Source organism: Roseivirga sp., assembly GCF_965216855.1.
Lineage (GTDB): Bacteria > Bacteroidota > Bacteroidia > Cytophagales > Cyclobacteriaceae > Roseivirga.
Window position 1 is genome coordinate 2,881,751 of record NZ_OZ244204.1, and the last position, 19,628, is coordinate 2,901,378.

20 protein-coding genes and 1 tRNA gene are annotated in these 19,628 nt (G+C 41.6%); 9 read left to right on the forward strand and 12 right to left on the reverse strand.

Annotation, left to right across the window (positions count from 1 at the left end; all coding sequences use genetic code 11):
* Positions 1-4: 4 nt before the first annotated feature.
* The 8 genes from ACOOEY_RS12770 to ACOOEY_RS12805 form a co-directional block, all read right to left on the reverse strand.
* Positions 5-226, reverse strand: coding sequence for a hypothetical protein (locus tag ACOOEY_RS12770; protein ID WP_420385105.1), 222 nt, complete (start codon positions 224-226; stop codon positions 5-7).
* 9 nt (positions 227-235) lie between these two features.
* Positions 236-460, reverse strand: coding sequence for a hypothetical protein (locus tag ACOOEY_RS12775; RefSeq protein ID WP_420385106.1), 225 nt, complete (start codon positions 458-460; stop codon positions 236-238).
* A gap of 122 nt (positions 461-582) precedes the next feature.
* Complete coding sequence (locus ACOOEY_RS12780; RefSeq protein ID WP_420385107.1) at positions 583-1,284, reverse strand: SIMPL domain-containing protein; 702 nt, start codon at positions 1,282-1,284, stop codon at positions 583-585.
* An 88-nt stretch (positions 1,285-1,372) separates the two neighbouring features.
* Positions 1,373-2,077, reverse strand: a complete 705-nt coding sequence (locus ACOOEY_RS12785) for a hypothetical protein (RefSeq protein ID WP_420385108.1) — start codon at positions 2,075-2,077, stop codon at positions 1,373-1,375.
* A 458-nt stretch (positions 2,078-2,535) separates the two neighbouring features.
* Entirely contained in the window at positions 2,536-3,222 is a 687-nt protein-coding gene (locus ACOOEY_RS12790) for a hypothetical protein (RefSeq protein WP_420385109.1), read from the reverse strand.
* Between the two features lie 51 nt (positions 3,223-3,273).
* The gene (locus ACOOEY_RS12795; RefSeq protein WP_420385110.1) at positions 3,274-4,575 is read right to left on the reverse strand and encodes a pyridoxal phosphate-dependent aminotransferase; all 1,302 of its coding nucleotides are present in this window, start codon (positions 4,573-4,575) and stop codon (positions 3,274-3,276) included.
* Between the two features lie 88 nt (positions 4,576-4,663).
* The gene (locus tag ACOOEY_RS12800; RefSeq protein ID WP_420385111.1) at positions 4,664-5,392 is read right to left on the reverse strand and encodes an RluA family pseudouridine synthase; all 729 of its coding nucleotides are present in this window, start codon (positions 5,390-5,392) and stop codon (positions 4,664-4,666) included.
* Entirely contained in the window at positions 5,392-6,969 is a 1,578-nt protein-coding gene (locus ACOOEY_RS12805; protein WP_420385112.1) for a peptide chain release factor 3, read from the reverse strand. Before ACOOEY_RS12805 ends, ACOOEY_RS12800 begins: the two co-directional genes overlap by 1 nt.
* A gap of 263 nt (positions 6,970-7,232) precedes the next feature.
* Here ACOOEY_RS12805 and ACOOEY_RS12810 point away from each other — a divergent pair, with 263 nt between their 5' ends.
* From ACOOEY_RS12810 to ACOOEY_RS12820, 3 genes are read left to right on the forward strand one after another with little or no spacing between them, the layout of a single operon-like run.
* Positions 7,233-9,620 carry an ABC transporter permease gene (locus ACOOEY_RS12810; protein ID WP_420385113.1) on the forward strand — a complete coding sequence of 796 codons (2,388 nt, stop codon included), beginning with the start codon at positions 7,233-7,235 and terminating at the stop codon, positions 9,618-9,620.
* On the forward strand, positions 9,613-10,725 hold the full coding sequence (locus tag ACOOEY_RS12815; RefSeq protein WP_420385114.1) for a sensor histidine kinase: 1,113 nt from the start codon (positions 9,613-9,615) through the stop codon (positions 10,723-10,725). The genes ACOOEY_RS12810 and ACOOEY_RS12815 overlap by 8 nt, the downstream gene beginning before the upstream one ends.
* The gene (locus ACOOEY_RS12820) at positions 10,722-11,507 is read left to right on the forward strand and encodes a LytR/AlgR family response regulator transcription factor (protein WP_420385115.1); all 786 of its coding nucleotides are present in this window, start codon (positions 10,722-10,724) and stop codon (positions 11,505-11,507) included. The genes ACOOEY_RS12815 and ACOOEY_RS12820 overlap by 4 nt, the downstream gene beginning before the upstream one ends.
* A 13-nt stretch (positions 11,508-11,520) precedes the next feature.
* Here ACOOEY_RS12820 and ACOOEY_RS12825 read toward each other — a convergent pair whose 3' ends face one another.
* Positions 11,521-12,390 carry a lysophospholipid acyltransferase family protein gene (locus ACOOEY_RS12825; RefSeq protein WP_420385116.1) on the reverse strand — a complete coding sequence of 290 codons (870 nt, stop codon included), beginning with the start codon at positions 12,388-12,390 and terminating at the stop codon, positions 11,521-11,523.
* Positions 12,391-12,542: 152 nt separating this feature from the next.
* On the opposite strand from ACOOEY_RS12825, the gene dnaK reads away from it, so the two are divergent.
* The 3 genes from dnaK (at position 12,543) to ACOOEY_RS12840 (ending at position 15,759) form a co-directional block, all read left to right on the forward strand.
* Positions 12,543-14,462 (forward strand): molecular chaperone DnaK, encoded by a 1,920-nt coding sequence (gene dnaK / locus ACOOEY_RS12830; RefSeq protein WP_420385117.1) that lies wholly within the window; start codon positions 12,543-12,545, stop codon positions 14,460-14,462.
* 203 nt (positions 14,463-14,665) lie between these two features.
* Positions 14,666-15,214 (forward strand): TetR/AcrR family transcriptional regulator, encoded by a 549-nt coding sequence (locus tag ACOOEY_RS12835; protein WP_420385118.1) that lies wholly within the window; start codon positions 14,666-14,668, stop codon positions 15,212-15,214.
* A gap of 47 nt (positions 15,215-15,261) precedes the next feature.
* Positions 15,262-15,759 (forward strand): acyl-CoA thioesterase, encoded by a 498-nt coding sequence (locus ACOOEY_RS12840; RefSeq protein ID WP_420385119.1) that lies wholly within the window; start codon positions 15,262-15,264, stop codon positions 15,757-15,759.
* A 108-nt stretch (positions 15,760-15,867) separates the two neighbouring features.
* Here the strand turns inward: ACOOEY_RS12840 and ACOOEY_RS12845 are convergent, their stop codons facing one another.
* Complete coding sequence (locus tag ACOOEY_RS12845) at positions 15,868-16,464, reverse strand: hypothetical protein (protein WP_420385120.1); 597 nt, start codon at positions 16,462-16,464, stop codon at positions 15,868-15,870.
* Entirely contained in the window at positions 16,461-17,129 is a 669-nt protein-coding gene (locus tag ACOOEY_RS12850) for a CAP domain-containing protein (RefSeq protein WP_420385121.1), read from the reverse strand. The genes ACOOEY_RS12845 and ACOOEY_RS12850 overlap by 4 nt, the downstream gene beginning before the upstream one ends.
* A 94-nt stretch (positions 17,130-17,223) precedes the next feature.
* On the opposite strand from ACOOEY_RS12850, the gene ACOOEY_RS12855 reads away from it, so the two are divergent.
* The 3 genes from ACOOEY_RS12855 (at position 17,224) to ACOOEY_RS12865 (ending at position 19,409) form a co-directional block, all read left to right on the forward strand.
* A complete protein-coding gene (locus ACOOEY_RS12855) occupies positions 17,224-17,697 on the forward strand; it encodes a C40 family peptidase (RefSeq protein WP_420385122.1) in 474 nt (157 codons plus the stop codon).
* Positions 17,698-18,092: 395 nt separating this feature from the next.
* Positions 18,093-18,293, forward strand: a complete 201-nt coding sequence (locus ACOOEY_RS12860; protein ID WP_420385123.1) for a hypothetical protein — start codon at positions 18,093-18,095, stop codon at positions 18,291-18,293.
* 48 nt (positions 18,294-18,341) lie between these two features.
* Entirely contained in the window at positions 18,342-19,409 is a 1,068-nt protein-coding gene (locus tag ACOOEY_RS12865) for a BF3164 family lipoprotein (RefSeq protein WP_420385124.1), read from the forward strand.
* Between the two features lie 122 nt (positions 19,410-19,531).
* On the opposite strand, the gene ACOOEY_RS12870 is transcribed toward ACOOEY_RS12865, so the two are convergent.
* A tRNA-Ala gene (locus ACOOEY_RS12870) sits at positions 19,532-19,605 on the reverse strand.
* Between the last annotated feature and the right edge of the window lie 23 nt (positions 19,606-19,628).

Sequence of the window (19,628 nt, forward strand, 5' to 3'; positions counted from 1 at the left end):
AAGCTTAGTAAGGCTTGATGGAACCGCATTTAACTACAAAACACCAGGCTTTTGGATCACATATCAGGCATTTATATCCATTCACCGTGCCGTCAGGATTTAGTATTGTCCTTTCTATTGATCTGACAGGAAGTACATATTCTCTAGCATCTGGTGCTGACTTGGAATTGGTGAAGACACCAAGTGTTGTAATCAGCATAATCAGTCCTAAGCGATTCGTCTGCATGAGCCTAGGTTAAAATCTGATGATTGGACCACCTACGCATTCAATTACAGCACATAACCCTTTCGGGTCACAGAATATACAAAGTGTACCAATGGGGTCTCCACTATCGTTGGTTATCACTATTCTTTCAGACCTTCTTAACTCTGGAATATTCTTAGCAGTGGTATTAAGATCAGCCAGGCATATCAGTAAGGTCGAAAAAATCATTGTAGGTATGAGGTTGAGTCTCTTCATAAGAATTGATTTAGAATTGAATTTACAGATAATCAATTCTAAATCAATAATTAATTATATTATTTAAAGTAAATAATAATTTAGAGTTTTATGATGACTGAAGGTTTCGGCCTTGTGTATACTTAATCAATCGCAAACTTCACTTGAATGGTGGCGTCTATTCTGATTTTGTCGAATTCGAATTCTGGAGTTGCAGCATTAGATGGATTCCACGACTCTGCATCTCTGACTTTCATCTCCATAATTTGTGGTCTATAGACACGTGGGTTGTCAAATTCTTGAATATGTAAGGCCTTGCCTAATTGTTGATCAAGTGCTTCTACCAACATATTTGCCTTTCCTTTGGCATTTAGAATGGCCATTCTTTTTACTTCTAGTTTGAGCTCTTCCAGTTTTGAATATTCGACCCTATTTAATCCAATGTTGGAAATACCGATTTCACTCAAACCTGAAATAACCTTACCTGCCAAAGCGGCATTATTAACTTTTACGGTATACTCTTTGGAAGAGAAAATGTCGGTTTTTTTCAGAAAGTAAAATTTGAAATTACTGGTCAAGTCATTAAGCATTACGTCTTCTTTGGTGTTGATGCCGAGGCTTTTCAGTTTGGCTAACATGTCCCTTTCTAACCTCTCTAATGACTCTTTACCCTTATTGTCTTTCTCGTTGATCTCAACAGTGAGGAATATCTCGTCAGGAACTACTTCTTTGTAGGCGACTCCTGTAACCTCTATATAATTCTGATCTATAAAATTTTTGGAATCCTGAGCCTGAACAACAGCTACAACAAGTAGTAAGGCGAGTATTAATATCTGCTTTTTCATATCGTCAATGTTTCCACTGACATTGGCAATTACTTTGCCAGAAGCTTAATGAGACTTAAACAAGCGCCAATAACAGATAACTCTAAGCCTATTGGAGCTTGAGAAAATTTGTCCAATAATAGACTGGGTCTCTTTTAAATTCAACCGGACTGATCCTTTTTAATGCTTTTGGCGACTTCGGGTTTTTTCTGACTCTTACTCTGAATTCTTCCAAAGAACCAGGGAAAACGACATTGTTTTTTAAGTCATGAATGGCCAAACCTTCATAGTTTTTGAATATTGGAATAATGTAAACTCCGGTTAGCACTCCCAATATTAGTCCAACAGCAGTAGTACCAGCTACCAGGCTAGCATCCGCAGGTGTTTTTTCATGATAGAAGATGATGTAGTCCTTGTCGTAGAACACCGCTTTACTGAATGAGGTTGTATTGTGATAGTTTCTTGAACTGTAGTAAAGATTTTCTCCATCTGAATATGCAAAAACCAAATCTCCCAGGTTGCTATTGTAGATGTTCTCATCTTGAGTCTTTATTGTATAGGCCTGAGTTTCTTTATTTCTTTTTTTAATGACTTCAATATTAACAGGTAAATCGAAAGCTGGCCTTTCATTAAGGTAGTCTTTTGATGACAAATAGAATCCGGTACCAATAGTCTCGTTAGATGAATTGTATCCATTGGAATTTAGAAATAAATGAAAACTAACAGCAGCCTTTGAAAGGACAGAATTTAAAAGATATCTCTCATCCCCAGGTTCATTAACTATCACCCTGTCTTCCCAAGTAGCCAGAGTCATGACGGTTTCATTACTTTCTGGGTCGACAAATGAGATCATTATTTGGGCAAGGCCATTATAAAGCTGTTTTGGAAAGATCGTAATCGCATTAATCTCAAGATTATATGTATGGCTATCAGGGAGTGATTGGAAGGCCCGGCTTAAGTAATTGAAGATCGATTCACTGAGGTTCCAATTAATCAAAAAAACCTCTTTTCTGTTATTCCGCTTCCAAATCGAAAGAGTGTCTGAGGTGTTTTCTCTTTTGTCAATGACTTGACCAATTTTGAAGTTAACCGGGATTGGTTGATCGTTCCCTACTAATAATTCCAGGACATGAGTATTTACTCTTTCTTTTGAGTCCTGACATTGAAGTGGTTGACTTAGGCTGCTACTTAAAACAAAAAGAATAATTAGGATAGAATTGGGCCTCATTTTTCCATTCCATTTTCTGTAAGTGTTTTTAATCATTGGGTGAATTAGTCAATGTCGGTAATGTCAATATTCAACCCACCAAAAGCGATGTGATCCTGGGCAATCATAGCACCTGAAGATAGGGTTAGGTAGTTTTCCCAGGTAAACTCCATTCCGCCTAAAGGTAGAATAGAAACCCACATTTTAACGGATGTCGGGCGATGGTTTTCATCAAGAATCCAGACATAGGAATCACCGGGAGTAGAACCGCCTGAAGTGTAGGTCACTTTGAGTCCCTGCCGTCCATCCTTGAGCTGCACAATACTTCTTTCCGTTCCCGGATCGAAGGCTTTGAAAGGGGCACAAAGCCAGAAACTATCATTGTTAAAATAGTCCCAGGCCGTATCAATCATTCCCTCTATTTCAGTGGAGCCATAGTTTTCACCATTTTGCACGATGCCTGATTTATTGGTGGGGTCTAGTATCACTTCATGATCGTCCCAGCGAACCACCACAATATTTTCATTTCGGTCCCATTCATACGAGTGTATGCCTTTGAATGTCCAGCTTACCGATTGAGTGTTTTCCCAGGCTTCCACATTCAGAGATGCCATCATTTGATTAGCCAGGCGATCAGCTTCTGGGCCTGCCTTGCCTTCAGGTAACTTTTCATTATTTACCAGATAAAATACGAAGAGCAGGAGAATAAACCCTAGAAAAACTAAACTGGCAATACGGAGTGTTTTTTTCATTGTGTTATCTGGGTGGATACAGCATTCAAATTAATCAAAACCGGAGCAATCTCAACTACAATACTCAAGAACGGCCTCTTTGATTTTGGTGAATGTTTCTATCAACAAGTCCTCGTCCTCTTCAAGCAGCGTAACTCTAAAACCTAGCAGGTCGGAGCAGAAAGAGGAGATTGGAACAACACATACCCCTTTCGCAGCCAATAAGTGATAGACAAATCGCTTGTCGGCTTTCATGTTTCGCTCTTTGAGCCAGCCTGACAATAATTCAGCCGCTTTTGGATTTTCCACCTGCAGACTTTGGTTCATATTCAATGTTCCCGGTTTGAAGATGATGGTATTGTAAAAGGCTCCATAGGTTGGATTGAAGTATAAATAAGGAATGTCTTTTAGTATGGCGGTGATCTTCTCACTACGCTTGCCAATTTTAGTTTTTACCTCTTCATTGTAGGCTTTGAATCGAGGGTCTCCATAGATCTTAGGTAAGGCCATTTGTGGCAAGGTGGTGGAACAAACCTCCAGCATTTTAGCACTTACCAAAGTTTGATAGAGTCTTCCGAAATGGGCATCGGAACCGCGATTATAAAACTCCATCCAGCCGCATCTTGAACCCGGCCAGGGCATATCTTTTGACATCCCTTTCATGGCTATACCCGGCACATCACCAATGACTTCGGACAGTGGATAATGCCGTGCCCCATTATAGGTGATTGATCCGTAAATCTCATCGCTCAGGATGAATAGATCGAATTTTCTGGCGATGGACACTATTTGTCTGAGCATCTCTTTGGTGTACACCATGCCGGTAGGATTATCTGGGTTAATGATCAGTATCCCCACAATGCTCGGGTTATATTGTACCTGATTATAGAGGTCATCAATATCCGGAGCCCATCCATTAGTAGGATCTAATTGATAAGTAAGAGGCTCAGAGTTGGCATGAGCAGCCTCTCCACTGCTGTGTGTTGAATAGGCAGGTGAAGGACCTATAATTCTGGCCGTTGGTTCAATGAATTGATAGAATGTGGCAATGCCATCACCCAGGCCATTAAAGAAGAGGACATCCTGAGCGGTGATTTTGGCTCCTTTTAACTGATTGGTCTGGTTGGCTATAAACTGACGGGTCTCCAACTGTCCCATGCTATGTGCATAGCCATAGCTCTTATCATCCTGAACGGTTTCTGAAATGATGTCCTTGATCCATTGAGGTATATGCCAATGTTTTTGGATGGGGTCACCAATATTCTCCCAATAGATGGTCTGTCCGACTGCCGCCAATTGGTCGGCCTTGATAACGATTTCTCGAATCTCATAGCTGAGCTCTGAAGCTCCGGGACTGACCAGGGGTTGACGCATAGGGTTAGGTTTCCCTATGAAGTAAGTAAAAAGAAGTTGTCAGTACCAGCCGAAAGGCCTTAGACCCAAGCAATCGATTGACTTTCGATCAGGAGAACATGTTGTCGATGTACTTGTCTTTGACCTTTAAATCATCCAGGGTGAGGAACTGCTCCCAGAACTGATCGTTTGGTAATCCTGCCAGTACAATCAGGGGTTCTTTCTTAACCGGATGCTCAAAGAAGAGTCTTCGTGCATGTAGATTAATGCTTTTGTCAGGATTAGGTTTGGGGAAGCCGTATTTCAGGTCACCTCTAATCGGACAGCCAAACTCAGACATATGAACCCTCAGCTGATGAGGTCTTCCGGTCAAAGGCTCCAATTCTATCAGATAGTGGTTGTTCAGTTTACCCATAACCCTGAAGTTGGTTTCGGCTTTCTGTGCACCATCAACCGGCTCGGCATAGGCCGTCACCGTATTCTTCTGACCGTCTTTTTTCAGCCAGCTTACCAGTTTACCTTTGCTCTGGCTTGGTCTCTTCTTTACTATGGCCCAATAGGTTTTTTGCACCTTTCTGGAAGCAAAGATTTTGTTCATGCGTTCCAGTGCTTTTGAGGTACGGGCAAATACCAGCACTCCACTCACGGGTCTGTCGAGTCGGTGAACAGGATGAAGGAATACTGCTCCGGGCTTCTTATACTTTTCAGCGATATATTCCTTGCAGTAATCCAGTAGTGTTTTGTCACCCGTATTGTCACCTTGGACCAGGTAACCAGCAGGCTTATTGACAATCAACAGGTGATTGTCTTCGTACAAAGGTTGAACTATCTTTTCCATTAGAATTCGCTAGTAAAGTGAAACTCAATATCGGGAAAATTATCCTGAACCATCTGCAACCAGGCCTTAGACTCAGCCATAAACACAAGCTTATCATCCTTATCTCTGGCAATATGTCTTTGCTTGGAGCTGATGAACTCATTCAGTTTTTTAGGGTCTTTAGCAGAGATCCAGCAAGCTTTGTAGAGTTGCATAGGGGCAAACTCCACGGAAGCTCCATATTCGTGCTTCAGTCGGTACTGAATTACCTCAAACTGTAATTGACCTACAACACCCACGGCTTTTCTGGAGCCTAGTTCAAAGTTGAATAGCTGGGCCACACCCTCATCCATCAACTGGGTTAAGCCTTTTTCCAACTGCTTGGTTTTCATAGCGTCCTTATTGATTACCTCACGGAAAATCTCAGGAGAGAAGGCCGGAATACCTCTATAAACTCCCTTCATACCTTCGGTGAGGGTATCGCCAATCTTGAAGTTACCAGTGTCATATAGACCAATAATATCTCCCGGATAGGCCTCATCAATAGTCTCCTTATCCTGTGCCATGAAGGCTGTGGCCTGAGAGATTCTGAATTTCTTATCCTGTCGGGTATGGTAGTAGTTAGAGCCCCTTTCAAACTTACCTGAACAGATGCGCAGAAAGGCGATTCTGTTTCGGTGTTTGGGGTCCATGTTGGCGTGTATTTTAAAGATGAAGCCAGAAAACTCCTTATGAGTAGGTTCAATGGCTACTTCATCAAGCTTTCTTGGTTTCGGATTGGGTGATATCTTAAGGAAGGTATCCAATAGCTCTTTCACGCCAAAGTTATTGATAGCCGAGCCAAAGAAAACAGGAGCTACCTTGCCGGTCAGGTAATCTTCAACCGGAAGGTCACCATAAAGGTCCTGAATCATTTCAACATCCTCACGTAACTGGGCAGCATAGCGCTCACCAATGATTTTCTCTAGTTCAGGTGAATTGATGTCAGAGAAGCGTGTGGCTTCCTCATGCAATTGCTGACCTCCCTTGAAGAGCCTGAGACTCTTATCATAGAGACTGTAAACTCCCTGGAAGGTTTTTCCCATTCCAATAGGCCAGCTCAAAGGATGGACATCAATGTTCAGCTTGTTCTCAATTTCATCCAGTAGATCATAAGGGTCTTTCCCTTCACGGTCCAGCTTGTTAATGAATGAGATTACCGGAGTACTTCGCATTCTACAAACCTCCATCAGTTTCTCAGTTTGTATCTCCACACCTTTCACGCAGTCAACTACCATAATGACTGAGTCTACCGCGGTGAGGGTGCGATAGGTATCTTCGGCAAAGTCCTGGTGACCAGGTGTATCGAGCAGGTTGATTTTTGAACCTTCGTATTCGAAGGCCATAACTGAAGTTGCTACGGAAATACCCCTTTGCTTTTCAATTTCCATCCAGTCGGAACGGGCATGCATATCGATTTTATTCGACTTCACTGCTCCGGCTTTTTGAATGGCACCACCAAAGAGCAAAAGCTTTTCTGTCAGTGTGGTTTTACCAGCATCCGGGTGACTAATGATTCCGAAGGTTCTCCGTTTCTCTATCTCCTGCGCTATACTCATCTCATTGAAATTGAGGTGCAAAAGTAATTATTTCCAGTGTTTATACAGAACTTACTGTATTTATAAATACCTCAAGGTTGTTACTGAGACCATTGTTTTTCAGTAGCGAATTCAGGTAACTACCCATCACCTTAATTCAGGAGAAAGGAAAGTGAACTTTAAGGTGTGCATGTGTTTCGCTGCATAGAATAGGGTGCTCCCTGCAAATAGCTTTAGACCGGGAAAGCAATGCGCTACTTTAAGCCAGATAAAATTAAAGTGTCATGTTGCTTAAAGTATTTTTCCGCTCTGTCAGAAAGAGATTCTCCTATTTTCTAATCAAGGTTGCGGGGCTTTCTCTGGCCCTCATGTTCGGTATACTGGTCTTTCTTTTTGTAAAGAGTGAATTGGGGTACGACCGATTCCATGATGACCCCGAAGATATCTACCGGGTGGCTACATATATCGGTTTTAGAGGCGGTATGGAGTCAGAAGGCACCCCTTTCCTGCTGGCGGAGAGTATGCTGGAAAATATGCCTGTAGTGCAGAAGGCCTCTCATTTGATTTACATCGGAGGGATGGAGTTGAGCAGGGGAGCTGATACTTACACAACTCCAGTCCATTTAGCTGACCGCGGGTTTCTACAAATGTTCAATTTCAAGATGACTCAGGGAGATGGTCAACAAGCTCTTTCAGACCCTAATACGGTCATTATTAGCGAAAGCCTGGCCAGAGAGGTCTTTGGCGGTAGTGAAGTAGTTAATGAATCAATTACTGTTCATGTCAATCAGGAAAAGAAGGTTTTCCGAATTGGGGCAGTAGCTCAGGATGTTCCAGAGAATTCAAGCATAGAATTCGATCTGTTGATCTCAGACCTTAATGCGCCTCAATTTATGGGCGAGTCAATCATGAATAGCTGGACGCCCTTTAAGAGCAATGTAGTTACCTTTTTTAAGTCAATAGAAAATACGGACAGGGAGGTCCTGGTCAATGGATTGAATGAGATTGCCGATCTCAATGGACTGTCGCAACGACTGAATAGCAAGAGTCAGCCTGAAAGACTACCCATTATGAGGCTAACGGATGTACATTTCAAGAATAACCCAGATGTCCGTTTTCTAAAGGAAAGAGGGAATCTCAACTATCTCTATATTCTTTCCTCAATCGCTGTTCTCATTCTTCTGGTAGCGGCCATGAATTTCGCTAACCTTTCACTGGGACTTTCTGTGGTTAGAAGTAAGGAAATAGGCGTTAGAAAAGTGTTGGGCTCAAGTCAATTCAGCCTGAGAAAGCAGTTCCTTTTTGAGAGTTCAGCCACGGTGGGTATCAGTTTATTATTGGGCATGCTGATGGCTTATCTCTACCTGCCACAGTTCAATAGTCTGCTTGACAAACAGCTTTCACTCAATTTTTTTCAAGCCCCTGAGACACTATTGGCTATTCTCTTGATTGGAATCGTCACAAGTCTGTTGTCAGGTATGTACCCGGCTTATGTAATAGCGTCTCAAAAGGTGCTGACTTCATTGAAGGGCAAAGCCAGCATTCAACATAAATGGCTACCTAATAGTATGACTGTTTTTCAGTTTGGTATCTCCATGCTGTTGGTCATCATTGCTTTGATAATGCAGTCACAGCTCAGGCATATGGCCAACTACGATTTGGGATTCGATAAGGAGCACCTGATTTATCAGACTTTCGATTATAGTCTTTCACCTTCCGATGCTGAGGTCAGAAGGTTTATGGAAGAGGCCATGAAGGACCCTTCAGTACTGGGCATGAGTGGTACTCGTGGAGGCTTGATTGAAAATGAAGATGAAACACTTTGGTCAGTTACCATTAACGATGAAAGTCTGTTTATTCCGTCAGTCAAAGTGGGTTATGACTTCATTCCGATGATGGGCATTAGCCTGGCCGAAGGGCGCAACTTTTCACGCGAAAGTCCGGCAGACGCTGAGGCCATTATAGTCAATCAGGCTTTTGTGGAAGTGATGGAGTTGGAAGACCCCGTAGGTAAGACGGTTAATCTGGGCTCCGTTTCTCCACTGGTGATAGGTGTGGTGGAGGATTTCAGGTTTAAGTCATTGCGAACAGCTGTCAGTCCGTTGATTCTGAACTTAAGACCTGGTTCCCCTAATACAGCCATACTGACTAGAATTGATGGTAGAAATACGGCTCAGGCATTAGGCCATTTAAAGGACACCTGGGAACAGTTAAATATGAAACAGCCGAGCTATGAATTTCATTTTTTTGAAGATGACTTGAATCGACAATATGTATCAGAGTCTAATTTTAAGTCGGTTGTAAGCTATGCCTCATTCTTTGCCATGATTACTTCTTTCATTGGTTTGATAGGTCTTTGTAACCTGAATCTGAACAGAAGGGTGAAAGAAATCAGCTTACGTAGAGTACTCGGTGCCAATATGTTGAGTGTGATGCTTCTGTTTCTAAAGGAAACCGGAAAGCTTCTGTTTATTTCAGCCGTTATTTTCTGGCCCTTAGCCTTTATCTATCTGGAAGGCTGGCTGGCTAACTTTAATGTCAGGACTATCCAGAGTCCGGCTATTTATTTGTCTATCGGACTGATTGTTACGGCTACAGCTGCTATCTTAATACTCTTTGTAATCAGGAAAACCAGTTCAGCCAACCCTGCCAATGTATTAAGAAGTGAATAAGTCCTTTAAAGTCTACTTGTTATTAAACACCTCCTATTGGCTTTTTGTAGGAGTGCTGGAAGCTGTAGGCTTTTTCCCGGGCATTACCTTAAAGGTTTCTCAGAGCAGGCAGGTGCCTCAATGGGACGCTACTGTCCTGGAGCAGTATTGGGATTACATTCTTCGCAACTCGATTCCGAAATATTTAATCCTATGGGTTTTGGGTTTCGGAATCATGTTCGTCTTCTTCCGTATCAAGCATTGGGCAGTATTTAAGCTGGCAATAGGGTTGATTGCAGCAGGCCTCTTGCATGCTGTTTTACAGGCATTGGCAGGCGAATGGATGAATATTAGCAGTGGACCAAATTTCTTTCTTTTGCTGCGTGCTCAGGTCAGTTGGTTGGTAGTCTTAATTGCGCTTCTGGGAACAAGTATCAGCTATTGGTTATTCATAGTAGCCTTATTTGCCTTTGATTACTTTCAGCGTTATCGAGAGGAGAGGATTATCAACTTGGAACTTTCTAATAGCTTGCATCAGACTAAATTGGAGTCATTGATCTATCAATTGAGGCCACATTTTTTATTCAATACGCTCAATGCCATTAGCATGTCAGTAAGAGCACAGAAGAATGACCAGGCAGTTGAAATTATTACTGATTTATCCGATTTATTGAGAACAACCCTCAAAGGCGACCAAAGAAGGCTTATTCCTTTTTCAGAAGAGATGGAATTCTGTAGAAAGTACCTGGAGTTGGAAGAGAAGCTTTATAGCGATCAGCTAGAAATTCGAATAGATGTTCCTGATGAGGTAAGGGGCCTGAAGTTTCCACAGTTCATGCTTCAGCCAATCATCGAAAATGCCTTTAAGCATGGTATTTCCAATAGCCTGTCAAAGGCTAGAATTGAAATAAAGGCAAGGAGAGAGGCGGACCGATTTGTGGTTGAAGTGATTAACTCCGGGTCAGAATTACCCGAAAACTGGGAATGGACTGATAGCAAGGGTATAGGTCTGAATAATGTTGTTTCCCAATTGAGGAACCTCTTTCCCAATGACCATCAGTTCGAGATTGCCAATGCAGCAAAGAATCAGGTAAGAGTGAAGATTGAAATACCTGCGGAAGCATGAAGATTAGAACCATTATAGCAGAAGATCAATCAGTAGCCAGAGAAGGTCTCAATCAACTGATGGCGAATGAGCCTGACTTTGAGGTAGTAGCGCTGGCCAAAAACGGTATAGAAGCTATTGAAATGATCAATGAGCTCAGACCCGATTTGATTCTGCTTGATATTCAAATGCCAGGAGCAACGGGGTTTGAGGTGCTCAGTAGTATTGAAGAGCAATGGATGCCCGGAGTGATCTTCATCTCAGCCTATGATGAATTCGCACTGAAGGCTTTTGAGATCAATGCTATTGATTATTTACTGAAACCATATGCTGAGGAAAGGCTGAAAGAAGCCCTGGCAAAGGTAAGGGCCAGTATTTTATCACGCTCGCTTCAAAACGATCAGGCTGCCATTAAACGGCTCCTTAATTACCATCAACAACAATTGGGAGATGAAGATCAGGGTAAGCCTCTTCAGACGGAGAAAGACCGGTTTTTAATCAAAGAGCAGGGCCGAATTCATTTTGTGCCCTTTGCAGATATTATCTGGGTCGAAGCTTTTGATTATTACTGTAAGCTTTACACAGACAAGAGGATTCACCTGATTCGAAAGCCTATGAAGACTATAGAACAAGAGCTTCCGGCTGAGTTTGTCAGAATCCATCGTTCGTTTATTGTAAGGACCGATCAAATCAGTCAGGTTGAAAAAAGCACTTACGGAGCCGTTCTATCCCTGAATAATGGACATTCTCTCAATGTAAGTCAGAAGTACTGGAAACTATTGAAAACTAAACTACAGGCTTAATTGTCTGGTAGCTTTATTCCCCCTCTTTACGCTTTCTTTTCCAGCGTTTATGGGTCCATAGCCAGTAAACAGGGTTTTTAAGGATGGTAGCCTCGAGTGCCTGAGTATGCAATTCGGTTAATTCACCGTGAGCTGCTTCCAGAGGGTTATCATTGAGCAGGCGGAAGCTGGTTTCATAAAAGCCTCGTTTTACTTTTTCGATTTCAAAGTAGACAACCGGAGCATCTAACTGTTTGGCATATTTCTCTATACCAAAAGCCACAGCGGTCTCCTGATTCAGAAAGGTAGTCCAGTACACTTTCTTGGCTATGGTAGGGGATTGGTCATTCGCGAAGAACAAGGCCAGTTGTTCATCAGAGTTATCAAGACAGCCCTCTCTTACTTCTGACCGTGAAATCAGTTTCATTCCGAAGCGACCCCTCAGTTGAAGCATCTTTTCCTGGAAGAATTTATTCTTGAACTGGTGGTAAATACCCGCTGTCTGCATCTCCAGATAGGGGTCAATAGCCAGTGCCAGATACTCCCAGTTGTTATAGTGGCCTCCGGCTAAAATTACACTTCGGCCTTCTTTAAGGAATTGGTCGACTACTTCAGGATTTCTGACCTTGAATCGTTCGAACATATCTTTTCGACTGATGCTAAAAGTTTTAATAGACTCCAGTGTCACATCGAAAAAATGTCTGTAGAACTGATCTCTAAGTCTTTTGATTTCAGAATGACTCTTGTCGGGAAATGACCGGGTCAGGTTACCTGTCACTATTTTCGATCGGTACCTGAAGATCTTATAAACCAGCCAATAGCAAAAGGAAGAGAAACCATAAAGTAATGGCCAGGGTAGCAGGGAGATGGGTTTCAGGAATAAATAGTAAGTGAGTCTCATCATCTAACCTTCAAAAGTAAGTAATGTCAGGCAAATGACTTTTCATTTTGGCGCGTTTCTGTCAATGTGTCACCATATGTCATAAAAATCCGATTGGCATAACCCTTGTTCAAAGGGAGACAGTTTAGAATCAGAAAAATATTTACAGATAGATCATGGGAAAAATTATTGGAATAGACTTAGGTACTACCAATTCATGTGTCGCAGTGATGGAAGGTAATGAGCCTGTTGTGATCCCTAACAGTGAAGGCCGAAGAACCACTCCTTCAATTGTGGCATTCTTGGATAATGGTAATGGAGAGAGAAAAGTAGGTGATCCTGCCAAGCGTCAGGCCATCACCAACCCAATCAACACTATAAGCTCTGTGAAGAGATTTATGGGTAAGAAATTCTCGAATGTTTCGGAAGAGCTGAGAGGTATTTCATACAATGTAGAAAAAGGAAATAATGACACCGTAAGAGTAAAGATCGGTGACAGAAATTATACTCCTCAGGAGCTTTCAGCAATGATACTTCAGAAAATGAAGTCAACTGCTGAAGATTATTTGGGTACAGAAGTAACCGAAGCAGTAATTACTGTTCCGGCCTACTTTAACGATGCTGAGCGTCAGGCCACTAAAGAAGCAGGTCAGATTGCCGGTCTTGAAGTGAAAAGAATTATCAACGAGCCAACTGCTGCCTCTTTGGCATATGGTCTCGATAAAAAAGATCAGGATCAGAAAATCGCAGTTTATGACTTAGGTGGAGGTACTTTCGATATCTCAATCCTTGAGTTGGGTGATGGTGTTTTCGAAGTGAAATCTACCAATGGTGATGTACACCTGGGTGGTGATGACTTCGACCAGGTAATCATCGACTGGTTAGCTGACGAGTTCAACAAAGACGAAGGTATTGATCTGAGAAAAGATCCAATGGCCCTTCAGCGTTTGAAAGAAGCTGCAGAAAAAGCGAAGATTGAGCTTTCTTCTTCAACTTCTACTGAAATCAACCTGCCATATATCATGCCGGTTGATGGTGTGCCAAAACACTTAGTAAGAACACTTTCAAGAGCCAAGTTTGAATCACTGGCAGATAATCTGGTGAAGAGATCAATGGCTCCAGTTAAGAAAGCTTTGGAAGATGCTGGCTACAGCACTTCAGATATTGATGAAGTAATCCTGGTAGGTGGTTCAACTCGAATTCCTAAAATTCAGGAAGAAGTAGAGAAGTTCTTCGGTAAGAAGCCTTCTAAGGGAGTGAATCCTGATGAGGTTGTTGCGATTGGTGCGGCAATCCAGGGTGGTGTATTGACTGGTGAAGTTAAAGACGTGTTGTTGCTTGATGTAACTCCACTTTCACTCGGTATTGAAACCATGGGTGGTGTGTTCACTAAGCTGATCGAGGCTAACACAACCATTCCTGCTAAGAAGTCTGAGGTATTCTCAACAGCGGCTGATAACCAGCCTTCAGTTGAAATCCATGTGCTTCAAGGTGAGAGACCAATGGCGAAGGATAACAGAACTATTGGTAGGTTCCACCTGAGTGATATTCCACCAGCACCAAGAGGAGTGCCTCAAATTGAAGTGACATTCGATATTGACGCTAACGGTATCATGAACGTGTCTGCTAAAGACAAAGGAACTGGTAAAGAGCAGAAAATCAGAATTGAAGCTTCTTCAGGTTTGACTGATGAGGAAATCCAAAAGATGAAGCAGGAAGCAGAGGCTAATGCTGAAGCTGATAAGAAAGAAAAAGAGAAAGTTGAAAAACTGAACACTGCTGATTCTTTAATCTTCCAGACAGAGAAACAACTGAAAGATTATGGTGATAAGCTTTCTGAAGGTAACAAGAAGCCAATCGAAGAAGCACTTGCTCACCTGAAAGAAGTACACCAGAAGCAAGACCTCGATGCAATCGACCCGGCTGTTGAAGCATTGAACAAAGCCTGGGAAGGTGCAGCTCAGGAAATGTATGCTGCCTCTCAAGGTGATGCTGCAGGAGCTCAGCCAGGTGCTGATGCCAATGCAGGTGATGCTTCAGGATCTGAAGGTGGATCTGGTGATGTATCAGATGTAGAGTATGAAGAGGTGAAATAACCCAGATACTCGATTAATCATAAATTAGAACCCTGACAGCGAAAGCTGGTCAGGGTTTTTTTATTGCCAGTTCAAGGGTCCTTCATTGCGAGAAAGCAATTCGTCTGTTCTTTGCAGCCTGCCCAATCCAATACCAGACGGAATGATGGAAACAAAATAAACTAAACACTAGACCTTTTGGTCTATTTTTATATCTTTGAATCGTGACTACTCGCGATAAGCTTATTCGTATTACATCTGATCTCATTCGAAAGAAAGGTTACTATGGTACAGGTATTAATGAAATACTAAAAACTGTAGGAGTGCCTAAGGGTAGTTTGTATCATCACTTTCCTAAAGGGAAGGATGAACTGGTGCGTGAAGCGGTTTACTTTGGTGGAGAAATCCAGATGAGAAAGTATGGAGATGCCTTACGAGGAAAGTCGGTGGATGAGGGGCTTTCTGCCATGATAGATGTGATGGTAAAGGAGCTGGAAGAGTCGAATTTTGAGGATGCATGCCCTATTGCGGCCGTAGCGATGGCTTCTTCGGCTATTGATGAAGATATCAGGAAGGCATGTGCAAAAGTGTTTAAAGGCTGGCAGAATGATCTGGCCGGTTACCTGGACAGAAGGGGCATATCGAAGAGCGAAGAAAAGGCAGAACAGATTTATGCACTCATCGAAGGAGGCTTTGTTTTAAGCAAAGCTCATAAGGACGTGAATTACCTGACTTCCCAAAAGAAACTATTAAAACTGATTATCGAATCTTAAAAAAATTTAGAAAGGTCTAGACCGACTGGTCTGTAAAATCAAGAGCAATGAAGTACAATCAACAACCGATTACCAAAGCAACAATTAGATTTCAGGACTGCGATCCGTTTGGTCACCTGAATAACTCGAAATACCTGGATTATATGATCAATGCCAGGGAGGATCACCTGATTCAGGAATATGATCTCGACATATTCAGGATGGCCCGTCATGAAGGGAGGTCCTGGGTAGTAGGTCACTCTGAAATAGTTTATATGAAGCCAGCCTTAGTAATGGAAGAAGTTAAAATCCAGAGTCGTCTGATTGACTTCACAGAGCGTTACGTACAGGCCGAAATGGTGATGTTAGATAAAGAGGAAAGTCATATTAAGGCGGTGCTATGGTCAAAGTTCGTGCATTATGACCTCAAGACACTGAAGAGTCGTCCGCATGATGAAGGCATGATGCAGATTCTTCAGGAGATATTAGTACCAGTGGAGGAAGCAGACCTTCAACTTAGAGCAAAAAAATTGGCAGAGGCTAAAATGCACACTGCCAAAGTTTAATTCACTCATTCTCATACTGAGATAGAGTTTGGCTAAAGACCATCGGACGGATGGTCTTTTTTTATGATGCCTCCCATCTTCATGGAGAGTTATCTCAATGAATTAGAATTAATAAGCTGAAGAAGCAGCCTGCTGATTGACAGCTGCCGGAATGGTTTTCTCTATGGCAGATTTGAAACTACTGTCGTAGATGAGAAACAGCCAATCGCTGTAGTCAGGATCCATAACCCCCATCAGGAATTTCTGGCCCTTTACATTGATGTAATTCTCTGCTTTGTTATAAACCACATTCTCTTTACCAAAATTACCTTGAAGTACAGGAACCAGCAGAGGGGCAATGCCTTTCAGGTCATCGGTATTCAAAGGCAGCTCCATTTCCAGGTTGTATTTGATTAGTGCATACTTGGTGTCATTTACACTTTTAAGCGACTGCTTACTCAATACTTCCATGTTTTTAAACTTCAGTTCAATGCCCGATTGCTCCAGCATATTGAAAACCTGAAACATGTCTTTTCTTGAAGTATGCTCGAAAATGGGTGGGTACATAAAGTCGAGTACCTTGGTATAATTTTTTTGTTCTATTAGCTTGAGAAACTGCTCTACCTTATTGTCAATGGCAGCATCATCTTTTGAACTCAATCCTTGCGCACGCAGGGCCACTGTACTCATGATCAACAGCCCAATCAAAATCACTTTTTTCATCATTCTTTAGGTCCTTTATCCTTTGACGGTCCACTCTCAACTTTTGTGAACAACTGAAAGTTTTGAGTTGCTATCCAAAAACCGTTCCCTTGTTTATAGACATCCTTATAATTCTGCCATTTACCATCATAAAAGTAAATGCCGCACCCTAACTGGACAGCATCGGGCGAGTACATGGTTACTCGGTGTGGCGGAGAGTCTATCCAACTTTGAACGACATAATCGGCTAATTCGATATAGGTACCAAACTGTCTTCCACCTGCGGCATGAATATTTTCTCCAATGTGCGGATTCTTTATGCCGGCTAATTTAGCCCGTTGAGTTGGTGTTTTTCTTTTACGGTCTTTTGAGTTCTCATGGTCGAAAAAATCATCTTTGGCCATAGATACAGAGTGATTATAGGCCATGATCTCTAAATTAGGCTGATACTCAAGCAAGGTTAATCCTTGTTCCAAACGAGCTTCATTGGTCACAAAGAAGATAGCTGCGTTTAGCAAGGGGTAATCTATTTTGTTCAGATCAATCGTCTTTTTGAACAGTTTGAAGTCGCGAAAATTATCATCGTTGAGCTCCTGATAATACTCTGCTTTCCATTTGCGCTGAGCATGGAGATCTACTGGTGCCCAAAGCAGCCAAAGCGAGAATGCACAAAACACGATGGTTTTCATAGGGAGGAAAGATAAGGAATCGGTGATTGAGCTCTTGAGAAAAGGCAGATTAAAATGAAAATTTTTAAATTTGATAACCGACACCAAACTACTCATGAGAAATCGAACTTTCAGCAAGGCCCTTGCCTTGTCATTGCTATTCATTATTCTTTCCGGCTGTAGTGGTCACCTTTCCCGGGCCAAAAAAGTGAATCTGGTCGTTCAAACGGCCAGGTCATATACCGGAACTCCTTATAAATACGGTGGTACCACGCGAGTAGGAATCGACTGCTCGGCACTGCTTTTTCATTCATTTAACAGCGTTAAGGTGAATTTGCCCCGTACTTCTGAACAACAAGCCAAGAAAGGGAAAAGAGTAAATATTAAAGACCTGCAGGTAGGTGATATGGTGTTCTTCGCCACAGGTAAGAAGCGCAGAGAGATCAATCATGCCGGTATAGTCACTGCGGTAAGAGGTAAAAATGATGTTCGTTTTATTCATGCCTCTACCTCACTGGGTGTAACTGAGAGTAACCTCTACTCTAATTATTACAGGGAAAGATTCAGAAGGGCCAGAAGGGTGTTTTGAAACTTTGTTGAAATAAAATATGAGCTAATATTTAGGCAGTTAAACTTCTTTGGAACTAGAGGTATTCGATCGATTCTTTTAAGGGTATTTTCAAAACCGCATGTGATTTTAATATATGATTTTAACTAATATTGAATAGGATATATAATGGAAGTATTCTAATGGATTACTTTAATGTGTTGATAAATGCAGTATTTTGAATTTGAAAATATTATTTATGTTATTTATTGATTTTCATTAAATAATTTTGAATTTTCAACCCGTAATTCTTTTCTGGAAAAGTAAGGGAAGTTCATCCTGCCATCAGGCTCACGAACAATAAACACAAGTGATTGCTGTCTGGTCTACTTAGATAGTGATCCATCTATATCATGTTCAATTTTAATTATTAAAGAATGAAAAAAGTTAAAACACTTATTTTATCCTTTAGTGCTTTGTTGCTTTTCGGCTCAATAATACTTGCACAAGAGGAGGAAGGTCCTGGAACGACCGAATGTAAAGTATCAATTTCAACTTGCCATATTATTAAATACGGCAGTACTGAGATTAAAGTACCAGGTACTGAGATCAAGAAGGAAGAAGAGATCATTGAATAAACTCAATTCAAACTTCACACCCCCGTCACCTTAGGCGGGGGCTATATTATGAAAAAGACATGTATTTTTATTGTACTACTGCTCCTGGGATGTAAGGAAGAGAATGTTCTCTTTGATCAGAGCGATATTGTGGTGCCTAAAGTATTCAATCTTTCATCTGACAATAGTTGGGATTTCTTAAGAAACGAGCTGTCCCCCATTCGTGACCTGGTGTTGAAAGACTCATTATTGATTGTTAATAAAATCTTCCCGGGTCCATTCTATTATTCCGTCTATAATACTCGCACAGCAGAGAAGTTCGTGGAGTTTGGAGTGCAAGGCCAGGGACCCGAAGAGTTACCTGATTATTCCAATGCAAATCTCAATAATAAGGAAGCTGATTTGTTAGAAATAATCGTTCCAAATGCCGGTGGAGTAATTTACTCGGTGGATTTAAAATCGCTTAGAAACGGTGATGTTAAACTAAATAAAGTAGGAGAGCTGGGATATAATCCATCCAATTTTGCTCATGTTGATTCAGGATATGTGATTGACTTTGGGAATAGATTTGATGTAGTTGATCAATTTGGCAATCATATTGAATCAGCCATCGATTACCCTTTTGAGAAAGAAACAGCCTTACCTGAGAAATTATGGAATATGGTTCATCAAGGGTTAATGAAGAAAAGACCAGAGGACAATAGAATTGTATTTGCTTCAATATATGGTCCAAACATCGATTTAATGGAGTATTCCGAGGGCCTCACTTCTCTGTCGAAAATACATGTACGTGAGCCTAAGGTTTTTGATAATTCGGGAAAGCTTGCTTCGGGTGATGCCGAGTTGGTTGGAATTACTGTGTCCGATAAAAATGAGATGGGATTTATAGATTTAGAAGTGACTAATAATTTCATCTATCTTCTCTATAGTGGGCGCTCCTTTGAGAAAAATGGTGATGATGCATTGCTTGGAAGTAGCGTTTATGTTTTGGATTGGGATGGAAATTTTCTTGCTCTGTTAAATCTGGAAAAGAATACCAGGGTTATTACAGTTGATCAATCGGATGAGATTCTAATAGCTTTGGATGAGGAGAGGGAGACCACAAATTTACTCAGCTATAAGTTACCCAACTTTTGATAGTTCTCAGTTCAGGACCCCTTTTCTTGGATAGGAATTTTGTCACCTATCTGGATAAGTACTTGGGGTAAATCGAATCTTTAACAAAAAAGCCCTGCATTTCTGCAAGGCTTTTGATATTGTGGAGGATACCGGATTCGAACCGGTGACCTCTACACTGCCAGTGTAGCGCTCTAGCCAGCTGAGCTAAACCCCCTTCGAGCTTCGAAGCTTTAGCGA

What these genes read in the sequence shown, in the direction of transcription:
- ACOOEY_RS12825 (WP_420385116.1), bottom strand. Translation starts at nt 12,390, where the DNA reads ATGATGAGACTCACTTACTATTTATTCCTGAAACCCATCTCCCTGCTA.
- ACOOEY_RS12805 (WP_420385112.1), bottom strand. Translation starts at nt 6,969, where the DNA reads ATGAGTATAGCGCAGGAGATAGAGAAACGGAGAACCTTCGGAATCATT.
- ACOOEY_RS12810 (WP_420385113.1), top strand. Translation starts at nt 7,233, where the DNA reads ATGTTGCTTAAAGTATTTTTCCGCTCTGTCAGAAAGAGATTCTCCTAT.
- ACOOEY_RS12780 (WP_420385107.1), bottom strand. Translation starts at nt 1,284, where the DNA reads ATGAAAAAGCAGATATTAATACTCGCCTTACTACTTGTTGTAGCTGTT.
- ACOOEY_RS12770 (WP_420385105.1), bottom strand. Translation starts at nt 226, where the DNA reads ATGCAGACGAATCGCTTAGGACTGATTATGCTGATTACAACACTTGGT.
- ACOOEY_RS12840 (WP_420385119.1), top strand. Translation starts at nt 15,262, where the DNA reads ATGAAGTACAATCAACAACCGATTACCAAAGCAACAATTAGATTTCAG.
- ACOOEY_RS12820 (WP_420385115.1), top strand. Translation starts at nt 10,722, where the DNA reads ATGAAGATTAGAACCATTATAGCAGAAGATCAATCAGTAGCCAGAGAA.
- ACOOEY_RS12845 (WP_420385120.1), bottom strand. Translation starts at nt 16,464, where the DNA reads ATGATGAAAAAAGTGATTTTGATTGGGCTGTTGATCATGAGTACAGTG.
- ACOOEY_RS12785 (WP_420385108.1), bottom strand. Translation starts at nt 2,077, where the DNA reads ATGACTCTGGCTACTTGGGAAGACAGGGTGATAGTTAATGAACCTGGG.
- ACOOEY_RS12860 (WP_420385123.1), top strand. Translation starts at nt 18,093, where the DNA reads ATGAAAAAAGTTAAAACACTTATTTTATCCTTTAGTGCTTTGTTGCTT.
- ACOOEY_RS12850 (WP_420385121.1), bottom strand. Translation starts at nt 17,129, where the DNA reads ATGAAAACCATCGTGTTTTGTGCATTCTCGCTTTGGCTGCTTTGGGCA.
- ACOOEY_RS12795 (WP_420385110.1), bottom strand. Translation starts at nt 4,575, where the DNA reads ATGCGTCAACCCCTGGTCAGTCCCGGAGCTTCAGAGCTCAGCTATGAG.
- ACOOEY_RS12775 (WP_420385106.1), bottom strand. Translation starts at nt 460, where the DNA reads ATGAAGAGACTCAACCTCATACCTACAATGATTTTTTCGACCTTACTG.
- ACOOEY_RS12800 (WP_420385111.1), bottom strand. Translation starts at nt 5,392, where the DNA reads ATGGAAAAGATAGTTCAACCTTTGTACGAAGACAATCACCTGTTGATT.
- dnaK (WP_420385117.1), top strand. Translation starts at nt 12,543, where the DNA reads ATGGGAAAAATTATTGGAATAGACTTAGGTACTACCAATTCATGTGTC.
- ACOOEY_RS12865 (WP_420385124.1), top strand. Translation starts at nt 18,342, where the DNA reads ATGAAAAAGACATGTATTTTTATTGTACTACTGCTCCTGGGATGTAAG.
- ACOOEY_RS12790 (WP_420385109.1), bottom strand. Translation starts at nt 3,222, where the DNA reads ATGAAAAAAACACTCCGTATTGCCAGTTTAGTTTTTCTAGGGTTTATT.
- ACOOEY_RS12855 (WP_420385122.1), top strand. Translation starts at nt 17,224, where the DNA reads ATGAGAAATCGAACTTTCAGCAAGGCCCTTGCCTTGTCATTGCTATTC.